13 protein-coding genes are annotated in these 15,659 nt (G+C 49.7%); 5 read left to right on the top strand and 8 right to left on the bottom strand.

What is annotated here, in order from left to right; translation table 11 throughout:
- Positions 1 to 78 precede the first annotated feature (78 nt).
- From MJZ26_04655 to MJZ26_04640, 4 genes are read right to left on the bottom strand one after another with little or no spacing between them, the layout of a single operon-like run.
- Entirely contained in the window at positions 79 to 3,105 is a 3,027-nt protein-coding gene (locus tag MJZ26_04655; protein ID MCQ2105065.1) for a fused MFS/spermidine synthase, read from the bottom strand.
- A 46-nt stretch (positions 3,106 to 3,151) separates the two neighbouring features.
- Positions 3,152 to 3,610: a P-II family nitrogen regulator gene (locus tag MJZ26_04650; GenBank protein ID MCQ2105064.1), complete on the bottom strand. Its 459-nt coding sequence runs from the start codon at positions 3,608 to 3,610 to the stop codon at positions 3,152 to 3,154.
- Positions 3,607 to 4,035, bottom strand: a complete 429-nt coding sequence (locus tag MJZ26_04645; GenBank protein MCQ2105063.1) for a hypothetical protein — start codon at positions 4,033 to 4,035, stop codon at positions 3,607 to 3,609. The genes MJZ26_04650 and MJZ26_04645 overlap by 4 nt, the downstream gene beginning before the upstream one ends.
- Positions 4,036 to 4,042: 7 nt before the next feature.
- Positions 4,043 to 5,575, bottom strand: coding sequence for a DUF1538 domain-containing protein (locus tag MJZ26_04640; GenBank protein MCQ2105062.1), 1,533 nt, complete (start codon positions 5,573 to 5,575; stop codon positions 4,043 to 4,045).
- Between the two features lie 91 nt (positions 5,576 to 5,666).
- On the opposite strand from MJZ26_04640, the gene MJZ26_04635 reads away from it, so the two are divergent.
- The 4 genes from MJZ26_04635 to pgi all read left to right on the top strand — a co-directional run bounded on the left by MJZ26_04635 (position 5,667) and on the right by pgi (position 9,364).
- On the top strand, positions 5,667 to 6,236 hold the full coding sequence (locus tag MJZ26_04635; GenBank protein MCQ2105061.1) for a sigma-70 family RNA polymerase sigma factor: 570 nt from the start codon (positions 5,667 to 5,669) through the stop codon (positions 6,234 to 6,236).
- Positions 6,217 to 6,576 (top strand): hypothetical protein, encoded by a 360-nt coding sequence (locus MJZ26_04630; GenBank protein ID MCQ2105060.1) that lies wholly within the window; start codon positions 6,217 to 6,219, stop codon positions 6,574 to 6,576. Before MJZ26_04635 ends, MJZ26_04630 begins: the two co-directional genes overlap by 20 nt.
- A 3-nt stretch (positions 6,577 to 6,579) precedes the next feature.
- Positions 6,580 to 7,161 carry a hypothetical protein gene (locus MJZ26_04625; GenBank protein ID MCQ2105059.1) on the top strand — a complete coding sequence of 194 codons (582 nt, stop codon included), beginning with the start codon at positions 6,580 to 6,582 and terminating at the stop codon, positions 7,159 to 7,161.
- A 541-nt stretch (positions 7,162 to 7,702) separates the two neighbouring features.
- Positions 7,703 to 9,364, top strand: a complete 1,662-nt coding sequence (gene pgi, locus MJZ26_04620; GenBank protein ID MCQ2105058.1) for a glucose-6-phosphate isomerase — start codon at positions 7,703 to 7,705, stop codon at positions 9,362 to 9,364.
- Positions 9,365 to 9,538: 174 nt separating this feature from the next.
- Here pgi and MJZ26_04615 read toward each other — a convergent pair whose 3' ends face one another.
- The 3 genes from MJZ26_04615 to MJZ26_04605 are packed head-to-tail and all read right to left on the bottom strand — an operon-like array spanning position 9,539 to position 12,269.
- Entirely contained in the window at positions 9,539 to 11,098 is a 1,560-nt protein-coding gene (locus MJZ26_04615) for a hypothetical protein (protein ID MCQ2105057.1), read from the bottom strand.
- Between the two features lie 3 nt (positions 11,099 to 11,101).
- Positions 11,102 to 11,836, bottom strand: a complete 735-nt coding sequence (locus MJZ26_04610; GenBank protein MCQ2105056.1) for a hypothetical protein — start codon at positions 11,834 to 11,836, stop codon at positions 11,102 to 11,104.
- Positions 11,826 to 12,269, bottom strand: coding sequence for a hypothetical protein (locus tag MJZ26_04605; GenBank protein ID MCQ2105055.1), 444 nt, complete (start codon positions 12,267 to 12,269; stop codon positions 11,826 to 11,828). Before MJZ26_04605 ends, MJZ26_04610 begins: the two co-directional genes overlap by 11 nt.
- A 226-nt stretch (positions 12,270 to 12,495) precedes the next feature.
- Here MJZ26_04605 and MJZ26_04600 point away from each other — a divergent pair, with 226 nt between their 5' ends.
- Complete coding sequence (locus tag MJZ26_04600; protein MCQ2105054.1) at positions 12,496 to 14,526, top strand: Gfo/Idh/MocA family oxidoreductase; 2,031 nt, start codon at positions 12,496 to 12,498, stop codon at positions 14,524 to 14,526.
- On the opposite strand, the gene MJZ26_04595 is transcribed toward MJZ26_04600, so the two are convergent.
- Positions 14,514 to 15,623, bottom strand: a complete 1,110-nt coding sequence (locus tag MJZ26_04595) for a hypothetical protein (protein MCQ2105053.1) — start codon at positions 15,621 to 15,623, stop codon at positions 14,514 to 14,516. The genes MJZ26_04600 and MJZ26_04595 overlap by 13 nt on opposite strands.
- Positions 15,624 to 15,659: the final 36 nt, after the last annotated feature.

Genomic DNA, 15,659 nt, shown 5'->3' with positions numbered 1-15,659 from the left:
TGCGAAAAGCCCGCGGAAAGATCCGCGGGCAATTAGCGCTTGGCCTTGAGAGTTCTGCAGGAAATCAATCCCGGAAGATTACTTTCTTGCCTGGAGGGTTCTGCGGAGCTTCTGGATCTCGCGTTCCATCAGGCGCTTTTCTACCGCGAAGAAGCGGTCGTTACGCTGAATGGCGTTCTTGTAGATGACATCAGCCAGGTCGGCCTCCCCTGCCATGAGAGACACCAGGACGCAGTTTCTCAGGAAGAACTCGTCCATGTCGATCATTTCATAACGGTCGTAGAAGTCGGCGATCAGGAGGGCGCCGCGGGCGTAGTCGGCGGCACGGGCGGCTTCCGTAATGTTGAACTCGTCTGCGAAAGACTGAGGGAAGCCATTGGCTGCGACAGCTTCGCGGACCTTCACATAGACCGCATTGGTGTCGCGGGCCTCCAGCGGGATGCTCCTCATATAGGTGGCGTATTCCTCACGGAACTTCAAATAGCCAGAGGAAGCCTCAAGAGCAAGAAGGCGTGGGTTCTCGGGAACCACGGCTTCGGCGGAATCCTGATTTACGGCCTTCGCAGAATCAGTAACAGCGCTGTCTACAGCGGCAACAGTTTCTTGAGCCTGAACCGTAAAGGTATCATTCTTCGCAGCCTGGGTCAGTTCTTCCGCATAAGCAGCAAGACCCGTCTTCAGGAATCCATCCTGTTCGTTTTCAACCATAGCCTTGACGCGGGCCGGCCTACGAAGGGCAAAATCCTCGGGGCTCAGGTACTGCTGCCAGCACACTTCGCAAGAATCAAACATCTGGACAATGTGAGCCTCGGAATGAACAAAGCGGGCTTCCTCGGCGCGGTTATCCACCATGGGAACAAAGATGCTGTTGGGTTCGACACCTTCCAGCAAGGAGGACACCATCTTGTTGGTAAAGAGGAAGTTCCTTTCGCCAAAGAATTCAGGATCGCGATGGATTCGTTCAAATTCCTTGATCATCACGGAATCCGTACTGAATCGGCCGATGCCCTTCTGGTAAACAGGCTCATCACTTGCAATCATAATGATGTCCGGTTCATCAGTGGACTTGTAAAGGCTTACGTAGGGGAAAGTCTGGTCCAAGGCCTTCAAGATATTCAAGAACATCAAGTCATTGAATTCATAGGTCTGGATCCACTGAACCCAAAGTCCTCCCGGCTTCATGTAACGGCGCATCTTGGCGTAGAACTCGTGAGCAAAAAGACCAGCCACGCCGCTAACCCAGGGATTGGACGGCACGCTGATGATCATGTCGTACTGACGGCGATTGGTATGGAAGAATGTGGTTGCATCATCGATAAAGATATGGATACGGGGGTCATCGTAACCGCGGGCATTGTACGGATAGAAGCCCTTGGCCAAGTCCATCATGGCTTCCTCGATTTCCACGCAGTCAAAATCCTTCAGCAGCGGGTCGGCCAGCAGGTAGTGAGCACCCATACCGCTTCCAAAGCCCACCATGGCGGCATCATAGGGTTCCGTCTTTACAGCCATAGGCATAAAGGCGGTAGCAGCCTGAGTCAGTTCGTCGCTGGAAATGGGCTGAGTACGGTCCTTGCTCAAGCTGGCATCAGCCTTACCGTTAGTCTTTACGTAGTAGTGGACCTTAGATTCGTGGAAGCTGATTGTTGCAGTCTTACCGTCAATCACGTGGATCTTTTCGTTAGGATGCATGTTCTTGTAGGAACGGAACACGCCGGAGGTAATCAGCGACGGATCAAAGCTTACAAACAGCGAGGGAAGAACCATGGCGGCGGCGACCACATAGAACATCACGTTATGGCGCCAGCGCTTGCGGTAAACAGCCAACAGGATAAAGCCGATGGCAAAGTCCAGAACAGCGGCAAGAACAAGAGCACCCTTCAACTGCAGGAGAGGCAACAGCAAAAGGCCGCCGCCAGCAGAACCAAGAATGGAACCCAGGGTATTCCAGCCGTAGACCTTTCCGATGGGAGCTTCGCTCTTGAAAGCGCGGGTAAGAATCAAAGTAATCAAGGGCAGAGTCATGCCTGCAAAGAAGCTGGTAGGAACCATCCACAGAAGGGAAAGGCCGTACTTAAAGAGGCTCCAGCAAACGTAACCGTCTGTAGTGGGATTGAAAATCTGGTTGGCCTCATTCATCATAGCCCAGAAAGGCTGATGGAAGTACAAGGTGCAGAGGGCAAAGAAGGCCATGAAAATCTGGGCCAAGGAAAGCACCACCAGACTATCCTTCTTCAAGAGCTTACCGCTGACCGCACTACCGATGGCAAGACCCAGAATGAAGGCGGAAAGCATCTGGTCGAAGCTATGGCTGGAAGAGCCCATCAAAAGGGAAAGCAAGCGAGTCCAGACAATTTCGTAAACGAAGGAAGTAAGACCAGTAATTGCCGCAATCCAAAGCCACATGTTCTTCTTGGGCATGGGCAAGTTGTGAACGGCTGCGTAATCCTCGTTGGGATCCTCGGCATTTTCGTCTTCATCCACAGAATGAACCGGCGAAGTCACAAGACCGATAAAGCTAAATACCGCAGCAAGCAGGAAGTTGATGGAAGCCGCCACAATCAAGGTGGCATGATTACCGATGTTTGGAATAAGCAGGTAACTTGTCGCGAGAATACCAATGGCAGAACCCAGGCTGTTGGTAAAGTAAAGCATGGGGAGCGAAACCTCGGCGCCGCTCTTGCGCATAAGGCCAGCCGCAATGAAGGGGAACGTCATACCCACCGCAATGGCGATAGGGAGCGTGGAGCCCGTGGCCAGAATCACCTTGGCGATTTCAGCGCCGCAGGAGCTTAGGCCTGCCGTGAGTTCAGAATCAAAGAAAAATCCTGTAAGCAGATTGTACAGCGGGTGGTAAGCCACACCACCAATACCGATGGCCAGTTCCACAAGACCATAGCCCAACAGCGGGCGCTTTGTTTTGGTAACCAGCTTGCCAGCCACAAAGCTACCGATGGCAAGGCCACCCATGTAGATACAAAGGGTCAGAACCTGGCCGTAGCTGGAATGTCCAAGGAAGAGCTTTAGGTAGCGAGCCCAGGAACCTTCATAAATCAGGCCCGCAAAACCTGACAACGCAAACAGGAAATAAATGAGAATGTTCATAGCGTAAATTTATACAAATTACGCCATGTTAATTGAAAAGAAAAGTTTAGTCTTCTTTCTTTTCTTCGGTCTTCTTTTCGGGATAGACAATGGCCACCATCTTCTGGGTAAGGCGAGCCGCAATGGAAGTATCTTCCTTGTCGCCCTTTTCGGATGCGGACTTTTCCGCCGCCTTGGAGGCATCGACCTTCCAGGGGGTAAGACCAACCACATTGTCTACCGGAAGGGTAAAGGCAATGCCCTGGCCCATGGTGTCAAGGCCAGCCTTCTGGTACAGGGAATGGAGTACGGCATCCTTGATCTTTGCATCCACAAGAATCATGACGATTTCCTTTTCAGGTTGGATTGCAATGTGGAAGAAGGATTCCGCTTCCTTGTTTGCCGTTCCGCGAGCATTCAAAATGGTACCGCCGCGGGCGCCAGCTTCCTTGGCAGCGTCCATGACCATTTCGGAGAACCCCTTATTCACAATGCAAAAGATGACTTCGTGATTGAATCCGTTCATTTTGCGCTCCTAAGAACAGCGTTTCTATTGTCGCTCAAAAAATTAAAGATGGACTTGCCGATAATGCTTGCCATGGGAATGGTGTAGGCAATTCCCTTGCCGCCAACGATGGTATTGAATTTTTCTTCCAGGCTTTCCAGGGCCGCAGGCAAACGATCTTCACCAATGACGCTGATGATGACCGCACGTTCAGAATCCACAAGGCCCATGGCCGTTGCAATTTCCAGCGGAGCCGTACCCTGGCCGAATACAACCATCTGCATGTTCACACCAAAACTCTGGATATGGTCCATGTAGAAATCCGCCTTGGCGCGGCCCACAACCGTAATCATGATCTTGAGCTTATTCATGGACACACGGGAATGTCCGTCATGATGCGCCTGACTGCGCCTTCTTACAGGATTTATCTTTCCAAAGTCAGCCATACATCACCTACACAAAATCAATAATCTGTTCGTCATCCGCATCCTGGATACGACGCATCATCATACGGTTACGAAGGGTTCTAGAGACAATGGCCTTAAAGCCAAGAATCTGGATAGTAATCAAGGGCGTCATTGCAACCATTGCCACAATACCGAAAGCGTAACTCAAGATGGAATCGCCACCATCGTGAATGGCAGCGCAGGCGCCAATAGCCAAGGGCAATATAAAGCTGGAAGTCAAGGGACCGCTGGCAACTCCACCGGAGTCAAAGGCGATGGCCGTATAAAGCTTCGGAACAAAGAAGGACAAGCCAAGAGAAATAAAGTAGCCGGGAATCAAGTAATAGATAAGAGGGAAACCCATAATCAGGCGAAGCATGGAAAGACCGATGGAAATGCCCACGCCCACGGAAAGTGCAATAAGCATGGACTTCTTGGTCACAAGACCGCCTGTAATCTCTTCGACCTGTTTGTTCAAAACATGCACTGCAGGTTCCGCCAGCACCACCACCATGCCGATGATAAAGCCCGCAACAACCAGTGCCCTGGGCATTCTTGCCAACTGCTGCCCCAGTTCAAAGCCAATGGGCATAAAACCAACAGCCACTGCCGTAAGGAAAATCACCAGGCCCACAAAGGTATAGACAATGCCAAAACCAATCTGTACCAGCTTGGCCCTTGTCAGCTTAAGTACAGTCACTTGCAAAACGGTAAAGAAGACAACAATCAGCCCGAGGGCCACAATCACTTCCTTCGCAACCCCTAGGACCGTATAGATAAAATTCCAACCAAGACTTGCGTCAATGGAATAAGCGCTTTCAGAAAGCTGGTAGGACAAATCCCCCTTCGAGAAAAGCAGCAACCCCATCAGGGCCAAGATAGGTCCAATACTGCAAAGGGCAATAAGACCGAAGCTGTTTTCATTTGCATGCCTGCCGCCGATGGCACCGGCCACACCTACACCTAGAGCCATAATGAAGGGCACCGTAATGGGGCCAGTGGTAACTCCACCAGAATCAAAAGCCAGGGGAACAAAGACAGCCTTGCCCATGGAAATCATCAGCATTCCCAACATGAACAAAACCATGTAGAAGAAAATGATGATGGAGGAAAGATCCTTCTTGAAAACAATCTTCAGAATAGACAAAAGAAGGAACAGACCGACGCCAACGCCCACAGTTCCAATCAAGAGCCCGGGGTTCACAGCAGCCTTCACCTGCTCAGCCAAAACAGACAAGTCCGGCTCCGCAACGGTAATAAGGACTCCCATCACAAAGCATACGGAAGCCAAGAGCAGAAGCCGGCGGGACTTTGCAAGACCGGCACCCACATGTTCTCCCATGGGCGTCATAGCCAAATCCGCCCCAAGATTGAACAGGCCTATTCCAAGAACCAGGAAAACGGCACAAGCGGAAAAAACGACCATTTCCTTAATGGACAAGGTCACCAAGGGCGTAAAGGACACCACGAGCACAATCAGCGCTACGGGTAGCACCGACGTGAAGGCTTCCTTTAACTTGTCCTGCAGGATTTTCAGCATGATAGGCCCAATATAGCAAAAGCGCTCCACAGAACTATTTTTTTATTTTACAATGCAACCCCAATGTGACGCGGGGCATCTAAAGAAAGCAATGAGTTTTAAACCAGCCGATCACATCATCCTTAAAAGAATAAAGGAAGGGAGCCGCGAAGCCCTGGCCCTGCTTTGGCAGGCGCACAGCGCCAACGTGCTGAATCTCGCCTTCCGCATGATGAAGGATCGGGACCAGGCCGAGGACATCCTGATGGACGTATTTGTCCTGGTGCCCAAGGCTGTCAAAGGGTTTCGCGGCGAGTCCGCCCTAAGCACCTGGCTGTACAGGCTTACCGTCAACGCCTGCCTCATGAAACTGAGAGCGCAAAAACGCCATCACGAGCTTGAAGAAGAAAAGTTCGACACCATTATAGAGGAAGCCTTCGGCAAGAGCGACGTTCAAAGCGATATCGGATTTGACCCGCAGCTGCTAACCCTCGGGATGAACGAGCTGCCGGCAGAAACACGAAGCATGCTCTGGCTAAAGGACGCCGAGGATTTGAGCGTAAACGACCTGGCAGAAATCTACAGCATGCCCGAAGGCACAATCAAGGCTCGCCTCAGCCGCGCTAGAAACTTTATGAGGAACTTCCTGAAGGAGCGAATTTATGCAAGACAACAAGCTTGATCTCTCCGGACTTGAACGCATTACACCCCGTGCAGATTCCTGGAACAAGGTCTGCGCACGTCTGGACGTTGAAAAACACCTTGAAAAGTCAAAGGCCATGGGCGCGGGAAACATTCTGCAGTTCCGAATGTCTGCCGCCATCCCTCTTGCAGCAAGCTTTATTTTCATCTGCCTTTATCTGGTCATGACAGCCTCAGGCCAAAGCAGCAGCAACGTATCAATGAACAGCGTGGTATCCACGGAACTTTCCAGCTGGTACGACAACCTGGGCGAAGCTGACTCAGACGATTACGAAATTTTAGACAACACAACTACCATCAGTTACCTGATGAAGGAGTAAAATATGAAGAAACTTTTTATCGCAAGCCTCATCCTGTTTGCATGCTCCCTGGGATTATTCGGCGGCGCAATATACATAGGTTGCTGTAAGGCTAACGCCCCCTGCCCCCGCATAGAAGGAAAAGGTCCGCACGGCCCCGGAATGCCTGGCCCCCATGCAGGAATACCCGACGACATGAAGGAGTTCCAAGGTAAGGAACGCCACAGCAGGGATCGTTTCCAGGCAGAGATGGACTCCGTACTTCAGGTAACCCCGGAACAGAAGGCCTCCCTGGAGCAGCAGCGTAACGAAATGGACTCCTCCTTCAAGGCACTCCGCAAGCAGAAAATGGACGCCGAGAAGCAACTGAAGGAAGCCCTGGACAGCGACAACCTTGAACAGATCAATGCCGCCAAGGCAAGCGTCCTTGCCGCCAACGAGGCAATGCTCAACCAGCGCATCCAAGGAGCCGCCAACCTATCCAAGATCCTCACCAAGGAACAGATGGCAAAGTTCCGCGACTTCCAGAAGGAAAAGTTCCAGAAATTCCACAAGGGTCCCAAAGGCCCACGCCATCACGAAGAACAAAAAAACGTAAATGAATAAACCTTCCTAGGCATCTAGAACTTAAAAAGTCCCCGGCAGCACACCGGGGACTATTTACATTAGAGAGAAAAAGAACTACAAAGGGGCAAATGGCTTAAAAAGCCTATCTTAAACGATATTGGAGAGCATGAGCAGAGCACTTCCTGCAACAAGGAGCAAACCACTCAAAATTGCTTCGACCTTGGGACCGTACTGCTTTGTAATTGTACGAGTCTGAGATTTGTAACGCTGTTCCATAAGAACCATCCTTTCACCAAACAACCTAGGGTTTCTCACCCCTACATCAATAAATTACCCAATTCCACCCCACAAAACTCACATCGGCGTAAAGGTTTCATGGACGATTTATCCATAATGGATAAGAAAAAAGTGGCGAAATTTCGTCAAAATCACCATTTTTCACATTTCATGGACAATTTTCATACCTCATTCTTCATTCTTCATTTTTCATACTTCATACTTCATTCTTCATTATTAGTTGCTAATTGTTTCTAAATTTCACGCGTAATTACAACTCCCGCTATGCGGAAAGGATTAATCTATGTCTAAACTGACTGATTCTCAGGAATGGAAGGCTCTCGAAGCCCACTCCGAAGTTGCCAAGACTTGGCACATGAAGGAACTCTTCGCCAAGGACCCCAGCCGTGCTGCTAAGTTCAGCGCCGAAGCCTGCGGCATCTTCCTGGACTACTCCAAGAACATCATCACCGACGAAACCATGGCCAAGCTCCAGGATCTCCTGAAGGCTGCCAATTTCGAAGACATTCGCGCCAAGTACTTCGGCGGCGAAAAGATTAACACCACCGAAAAGCGCGCTGTGCTCCACACTGCTCTGCGTTACAAGGGTACCGAATCCATCTGCGTCGACGGCAAGGACGTTATGCCCGAAGTTCGTGCAGTTCTCAAGCACATGGAAGACTTCACCAAGCTGGTTCGTTCCGGTTCCTGGAAGGGCCACACCGGCAAGTCCATCAAGTACGTCGTGAACATCGGTATCGGCGGTTCCGACCTGGGCCCCGTGATGGTTACCGAAGCCCTCAAGCCCTATGCTGAAAAGCCGGCTGCAGGCGAAACTTCTCCGGAAGTGTTCTTCGTTTCCAACATCGATGGCACCCACATGGCTGAAACCCTGAAGAAGGTGAACCTGGAAGAAACCCTCTTCATCGTAGCATCCAAGACCTTCACCACCCTCGAAACCATGACCAACGCACAGACCGCCAAGGAAGCTGTGCTGAAGGCCTTCAATGGTGACGAAAAGTCCATCGCAAAGCACTTCGTTGCTCTTTCCACCAACACCGAAGCCGTTTCCGCTTTCGGTATCGACCCGGCCAACATGTTCGAATTCTGGAACTGGGTTGGCGGCCGCTACTCCCTGTGGTCTGCAATCGGTCTGTCCATCGCTCTGCGCATCGGCTTCGACAATTACATGAAGCTCCACCAGGGTGCATACGAAATGGATCAGCACTTCAAGACTGCTCCGGTGGAAAAGAACCTCCCCGCTATCCTCGCCCTCGTCGGTGTGTGGTACAACAACTTCTTCGGCGCATCCAGCTACGCCATGCTGCCCTACGACCAGTACCTCCATCGTCTGGCTGCCTACTTCCAGCAGGCTGACATGGAATCCAACGGCAAGACTGTTGACCGCGACTCCAAGCGCGTGAACTACCAGACTGGCCCGATCCTCTGGGGCGAACCGGGCACCAACGGCCAGCATGCCTTCTACCAGCTGATCCACCAGGGCACCAAGATGATTCCTTGCGACTTCATCGCTCCGGCAAACAGCCACAACCCTGTTGGCGATCACCACCAGAAGCTGCTCTCCAACTTCTTCGCACAGCCCGAAGCTCTCATGAACGGCAAGACCCTCGCACAGGCTCAGGAAGAACTCCGCAAGGCCGGCAAGTCTGAAGAAGAAATCGCTTTCCTCGCTCCGCACAAGGTGTTCGAAGGCAACAAGCCCACCAACTCCATCATGATGGACTACGTTTCTCCGGAACGTCTGGGCGCCCTCATCGCCATGTACGAACACAAGATCTTCACCCAGGGCGTAATCTGGAACATCAACAGCTACGACCAGTGGGGTGTTGAACTGGGTAAGCAGCTGGCCATGAAGATCCTCCCGGAACTGAAGGCTGACACCGAACTCAAGCACGATTCCTCTACCAACCAGCTCATCAACTGGTTCAAGAAGAATCAGAAGTAATTCATTCGCGTCATTCTGGAGGCCACTTTAGTGGCCGATAGAATCCTCCTCATTAGATCCTATCGCTCCCTTACGGTCGCTCCAGGATGACATGTCATACAAAAACAACCCGCTCGGTTATACCGGGCGGGTGTTTTTTATCCATAGAAACTTCTAAAGTCAAGGTTTAAAAACTTACTTGTGCTTGTAAGTCTGGATACATTTGTCAGCATCACGCGTAGAAGCTCTAGACCAGCCATAGTCTCCACGCCAATATTGATACTCGCAAAAGAAACATGCGCCCAAATCCACATTATAAAGATAATCAGATACATTCTGGTTGCTGCATTCCTTGTTTTCATACAACCAGACTTGTTCCTTCGTAATCTGAGCTTCGCTCTTTTTTACTTCCTTAAAGCCTCCCGCCTCGGGACCTCCGCTTCCAGGATAGTGATAGTAATCGAATTCACACTCAAAATAAGTTGTATCTGTTCCAAGAACAATTTCTTCCACACGAAGCACATCACCTTTTTCGCATGCTGGGAGTGTCTTTAGAATATCGCCAGGAACAGACATTCTCCACTTCAGCTCTTTTTTGTCGCATGTATAGTAATCACCAGAAGAGTGTTGCTTTACCTCGTCTGCATTATCCTTATTGCATTCTCCCAAAGTATATCCAAAGTCTATGAACTCTCTATACCAACCACTAGATGTACATTTAAAAATGGAATCCACCCAATGAACGCGTTCACCAACCTTTGAAGAATCGCACAGGAACACATAATGGTTTAGAATTTCATATTGAGTAGAAACTCGCCATCCATCCATACCACATGTGTAGCACGAGGAATCACGGTCTTCACACTCCATAATTTTCAAATCGCCATGATTTACACAAACGCCAAATTTGTTGTCAAGGCTATCAATTAATCTTGGATACACAATAATATCCAAGTCACAAACCAAGCTGTCATTGTAGTACGCAGATAACTTATTCGTCACACGAATTCTTTGCTCGGAGTTTTTACAAGATTCCACACCAAGATATTTTTCAACATATCCACGAAGAAAAACCTTCTTACTTGAGTCACTCCATTTTATAATTCCTTTTTCTAAGGTGGCATCTGCAATAGACACCATCAGTAAACTATCATCCATCACTGCATCACTAAAATCTTTTGAGAAAGCATCCATTCGATCACTGCCAATTAAATCAAACAGGCCCGTTCCACCATAATAACCACCTAAAGCAACTTTCAATTCAGCATGGGATTTGCGTTCTGCTGCGACATAGGGATAGCCATCTTTTATCAACTGCATGACACGCATCTGCCTTATTGAGGAGCCGGGTGTTGCAGAGATTAAGGAGCTTTCCTTCCAATGCTTAGGAGTATTTTCAACTAGCTGGTATAACGAATAAATCTTTTCTTCTGTACTGTCACCCAAAGCAATATCCGCACGAACCAGGACATAGGGCGCAGAAAATTCACTTACCCTAACAACAGCGGAATTCACTTCTTTATCACCCCGCCACATTTTTCTTAAAACAATAGGCAGGTTCATTTCGCTGGTTGTATCAAAAAGAGAATCCAATCCAAAAGCCCTGATTTCCTCAATATGACCTGCATAAGATTCAAATCCAACGACGGTAGAATCCAAATCATTTTCATAAGTGTAATAGGCATTGTAGGTTTCATAATCGCTACAGCCAACAATGAACAAAGAGAGCAACACGAATAAGAGTAAGTCTTTCATCTATCACCCCAAAATTGGTACGATATGGTAATGTTCCCATTCCGTATACTCAACATGTCCCATCTGAATATCCCAATCAATTTGGACACCTTCTACATCAACCTTCAAGTTGAATAAGTGCTTTAGATAAAAATCCCCTTCCTTATAATAATGGATGTCTTTTTTGCCCAAATTCTTTATAGCAAAATCTTCTTGTTTCAATAAAACAGAATAGCTATAGTCTTCATTATGCAATACAATCTTATCTGCATTTCGGCAATCTACCGTGTTACAGTTATAAATATCCAACATTAAGCTAGAGGCCCAACGGTATGTTATATAGTGCTCTTCATAATAAATGGAATCAATTTCCTCTTCAATAAGAATTGTCAGAGGATCATTCGTGCTCACCGTATCCAACGAGCTGTTTTTCACATATATAGTCAGTTTTCTACAGGAAAACGACTCACATTCCACACCAGCGGAATCTGCAGCGAATGTCGTCAAGGAATCTAGATAGGAAAATTCCGTTTTATTTTTCCAAACCCCATCTATTGTTTCGCTGCGATCTTTCCAACCGCCGTCACATCCCCACATAAAAAATGCAAGAGACAAAACTACAAACAAGCAATAAAACCTAACCCTTTTCATGACATAAAATTTAATTAAAGAATTTCTACTTGAAAAAAAATCTCGCCCAGCACTAGGCTGAACGGGATTTCTTTTGAGGAGTGCTTCAAATAAAGGATTAATTTTCACCGTTGTGCATTTCAGTCTGTTCACGGTCGATTGTGTAAGTCAAGTATTCACGGAAGTCTCGATCGATTGTTACACCTTCGAAATCCTCCACGTTGTCATCAAGGATGCCTATTGTGGAAAGATTATCTATCCAGCCATGGATATCGACTTCACTAAATTCGCGAATGACTTTATCCCCAGCGGCTTGTGCAACAAACTCGATTTTAGACTTTGCAACCCAACCGGTGCAATCACCTTTGACCAGGGCTTCGGTTTCCGCTTCCTTGATAAGAGCCAATTCCGCGTCAAAACCCATAGTGCAAAGAATTTCGCTGCCGCCCTGTTTTGCCATAATGTCGAGATCACCCATTTTGGACTTTACCATCCTGGACGCAAAAGACATATTGACCAACATAGCAAGCAGAATTAACGTAGTCAGTTTTAGCGTTTTCATGGTAAGCCTCCTTTAAGCCGGATCATCATCGACCCTTGATTTCAAGTTACAAAAGGCGTTTTCGCCAAACCAGCAATTGTTAAAATTTGTTCACAAAATTGATTCCAAGATGGAATAAAAACATCGTGGTCTGATGAGTCATATTTTCGTATGGATGGGCACATGGGTAAACAGTTAGTATCCGAATTTTTGTACGGATATTGCTGCAGCAAAGTATATTTTGAACATGAAAAATTTGAAGTTCGGAATTCTTGGTTGCGGCTATATCGCTGGTAAGATGGCTGAAGCCGTTAAGGCATTGGAAAACAAGGACATGGGCGTGGAACTGTACGCCGCCGCCGCAAGGGACTTGACGAAGGCCCAGACATTTGCCGGTGAATACGGTGCACAGGTGGCTTACGGCAGTTACGAAGATTTGGCCAACGATTCCGAAGTGGACTTGATTTACATAGCAACGCCCCACTCCCACCATTGCGAACACGCAAAGCTCTGCATTAGCGCAGGCCGCAACATCCTGGTAGAAAAGGCTTTCTGCGGAAACGTAAAGCAGTCTACGGAAGTCATGGCCATGGCCCACGACAAGGGCGTATTCTTGTGCGAAGCCATGTGGACCAGATTCCTGCCTGCCGTAGGTATTGTTCGCGATTGGATTGCCGCAGGTCGCATCGGCGAAGTCCAGAGTGTGGAAGCAGATTTCTCCCAGCCGTTGACTCATGTGGAACGCCTGGTGAATCCGGCTTTGGCTGGTGGCGCCTTGCTGGACTTGGGCATTTACAGTTTGACTTTTGCAGACCTGTTCTTGAACGAAGAAGGCTGCCGCGGCAACAACTCTAGTTGTGACAGCACCGCTGATGGGAATTGCGTCGGCATTGTTGGTAGGGATTGCGCAAACTACGGCGCACCCATTGCAAACCTTGACGCACGCTGTATCAAGACGGATACCGGCGTGGATGCTACCGACTGGATCAACATCACTTACAAAAACGGCAAGAAGGCCTACCTTAAGTGTTCCATCGCAAACCCCTGGCATAACGAAGGCATCATCTACGGAACCAAGGGCTACATCCGCGTGGTGAATTTGAATGACATGGAAGAGTTGCAAGTTTATGATGCCGCCGGTCAGCTTGTAGAAAGCGTAAAGCCGGAGAGAATCTGCAACTGCTACGAGTACGAGGTATTGGCTTGCCGCGACGCTCTAGCCAAGGGCGACAAGGAATGCCCCGAAATGACGCACTACAAGACCATGGAAATGATGGAGTTGATGGATTCCATCCGCGACCGCTTTGGCGTCAGCTACCCCTTTGAAATTGCGCCTGGCGTTACCTGGGACCGCAGCGGCAACAAGTCCATTCTGCAGGTGTTCGACATCGAGACCGGAAAGATTACCACCCTCAAGAAATTCGACTGCGTCATCGAGGCTCCCAACTGGAGCACCGACGGAAAGTACATCACCTACAATAGCAACGGACGCATCTACAAGATGGACCTGGTCCGCGGCGCATCCGACAGCAACAGCAATCCCGGCGAACTTGCCGCAGGCGACATTACGGAAGTGCCCAGCTACTATGTAGACAACTGTAACAACGACCACGTTCTTGATCCTGATGGAAGCGGTCTATATGTAAGCCACCACACGAAAGAAGATGGCCAGTCCCGCATCTACAAGATTTTCTTTGACGGGCGCGAACCTGTGCTGGTGACGCCGCTGGCACCTAGCTACCTCCACGGAATCACGCCCGACGGAAAGCACCTGGCCTACTGCGCCGAACGTAACGGCGAATACGACATCTACACCATTCCTACCGCCGGCGGGAACGAAAAACAGCTGACGACAGCCCGGGGCCTCAATGACGGTCCGGAATACGACAGCAAGGGTGAATACATCTACTTCAATTCCGTACGCACCGGCCGCATGCAGGCCTGGCGCATGAAGGCAGACGGTTCCAAACAGGAACAGCTGACCTTCGACGAACATTGGAATACCTGGTTCCCCCACATTTCTCCGGACCTACAGAAGATCGTGACCGTGGCCTACACCGAGGTAGACGTAAAGCCTGGTGAACACGTTCCCAACAAGATGGTGGAACTACGCCTGATGCGCCGCCAGAGCTCCTGCAGTCAGAACGGTACCTGCGATGCAAAACCCTTTGGCGAACCCAAGACCATTCTGAAGCTGTTTGGAGGTCAGGGAACGGTAAACGTGAATTCCTGGGCACCCGACAGCAGGCATTTCGCCTTCGTCATTTACGAAAAGTAAAAGGAGAACGACGCCGAAAGGAACAATCCGTTCCCCAAGTTGTCCCAGATATCGCCCAGCCCCACGGAATCATTAGACCCTTCCTGGGTGTCATCGTATTTTTCCTTGACATCCACCACAAGGGGCAATACCTGGCGGGCCATTACAGAAAGCCCCAAGGCGCCAACTCTGAAATCGGCCCCAAGGCCCAGTAACGCACCAAAGCCGAAGGCGTCCCAGCCGAATCGGCTTTCTTTATATGAAATTCCAAGAAGCATGGCAGTCTCTTCCACCTGGCGGCCATCAATATCAACATCCGCGACAAAAAAATCCAATGATGCCACAGGCTCCACCCAGGGCATCACCCTTTTGCGGTAGGTGGCTCCCAGCGCAGCCGCCATCAGGTCTGCATCGGCATTGTCCCTGAAGCTCTTCTGCATAAAGCTGAAGGAAAGCACCTGCATCACCGAGGCACTCAACGCACGATTAGCCGCCAAAGTTTCGTGAAAGCGGGAACCGTCGTTGTCCAGATGGGCGCTGGCCCCTAGGGCGACGGCCCTAAGCTCCACGGGCCCCACTCCATAACTCAGATCCACCACATGGGCAGAAGCAGAAATAGGCAAATACACGAACCTCTTACGGCTTTCTTCCTGGGTACGGATTCCCTGTAAAGTTACATCGGCGTTCGCGTAGGCGTACCCTACAGACAAGCCCCCAAGCGGGCTTCCCGACGAAGGCGACACGGAATAACGCCCACCAAGAATCCACAGGCTGACAGAATCACGGATGTAATACTCACTGCTACGATTCACCGGCGAGCTCCCCACGTTTCCAAGGAACACGTGAACCCCATGGTCACCAAGGCGGGCCCCGATCCAGGCATCCTTACGAAGCATAGATGATTCCCAACGGGCGTCAATGACGGGTATTTCTGACGCGTTCCCATCTTCCGGAGTCCACTTGACCCTGCTGGTGCCAAAGGCAATCCCCTTCAGGCTCGCCCCCATGAACAGCAGACCAAAATCACTCTGGAATCCGGCCGTTAGATTTGCACTATTCCATCTAACATCCAGGTCCCAGCCATCTTTCCAATGGCCTCCAAGACGTTCATAATCCACCCCGCCAAAAAAGGTGTGGCGCCCGATCGTCACCGA

This window comes from Fibrobacter sp., from assembly GCA_024398965.1.
Classification (GTDB): Bacteria; Fibrobacterota; Fibrobacteria; order Fibrobacterales; family Fibrobacteraceae; genus Fibrobacter.
The sequence above is the reverse complement of the archived record's forward strand: the minus strand, read 5'-3'. Positions and strand labels throughout refer to the sequence as shown.

Excerpts from the sequence above, each read along its gene's own strand:
- MJZ26_04635 (MCQ2105061.1), top strand. The coding sequence starts at position 5,667 with ATGAGTTTTAAACCAGCCGATCACATCATCCTTAAAAGAATAAAGGAA.
- pgi (MCQ2105058.1), top strand. The coding sequence starts at position 7,703 with ATGTCTAAACTGACTGATTCTCAGGAATGGAAGGCTCTCGAAGCCCAC.
- MJZ26_04645 (MCQ2105063.1), bottom strand. The coding sequence starts at position 4,035 with ATGGCTGACTTTGGAAAGATAAATCCTGTAAGAAGGCGCAGTCAGGCG.
- MJZ26_04650 (MCQ2105064.1), bottom strand. The coding sequence starts at position 3,610 with ATGAACGGATTCAATCACGAAGTCATCTTTTGCATTGTGAATAAGGGG.
- MJZ26_04600 (MCQ2105054.1), top strand. The coding sequence starts at position 12,496 with ATGAAAAATTTGAAGTTCGGAATTCTTGGTTGCGGCTATATCGCTGGT.
- MJZ26_04615 (MCQ2105057.1), bottom strand. The coding sequence starts at position 11,098 with ATGAAAGACTTACTCTTATTCGTGTTGCTCTCTTTGTTCATTGTTGGC.
- MJZ26_04630 (MCQ2105060.1), top strand. The coding sequence starts at position 6,217 with ATGCAAGACAACAAGCTTGATCTCTCCGGACTTGAACGCATTACACCC.
- MJZ26_04625 (MCQ2105059.1), top strand. The coding sequence starts at position 6,580 with ATGAAGAAACTTTTTATCGCAAGCCTCATCCTGTTTGCATGCTCCCTG.
- MJZ26_04605 (MCQ2105055.1), bottom strand. The coding sequence starts at position 12,269 with ATGAAAACGCTAAAACTGACTACGTTAATTCTGCTTGCTATGTTGGTC.
- MJZ26_04655 (MCQ2105065.1), bottom strand. The coding sequence starts at position 3,105 with ATGAACATTCTCATTTATTTCCTGTTTGCGTTGTCAGGTTTTGCGGGC.
- MJZ26_04640 (MCQ2105062.1), bottom strand. The coding sequence starts at position 5,575 with ATGCTGAAAATCCTGCAGGACAAGTTAAAGGAAGCCTTCACGTCGGTG.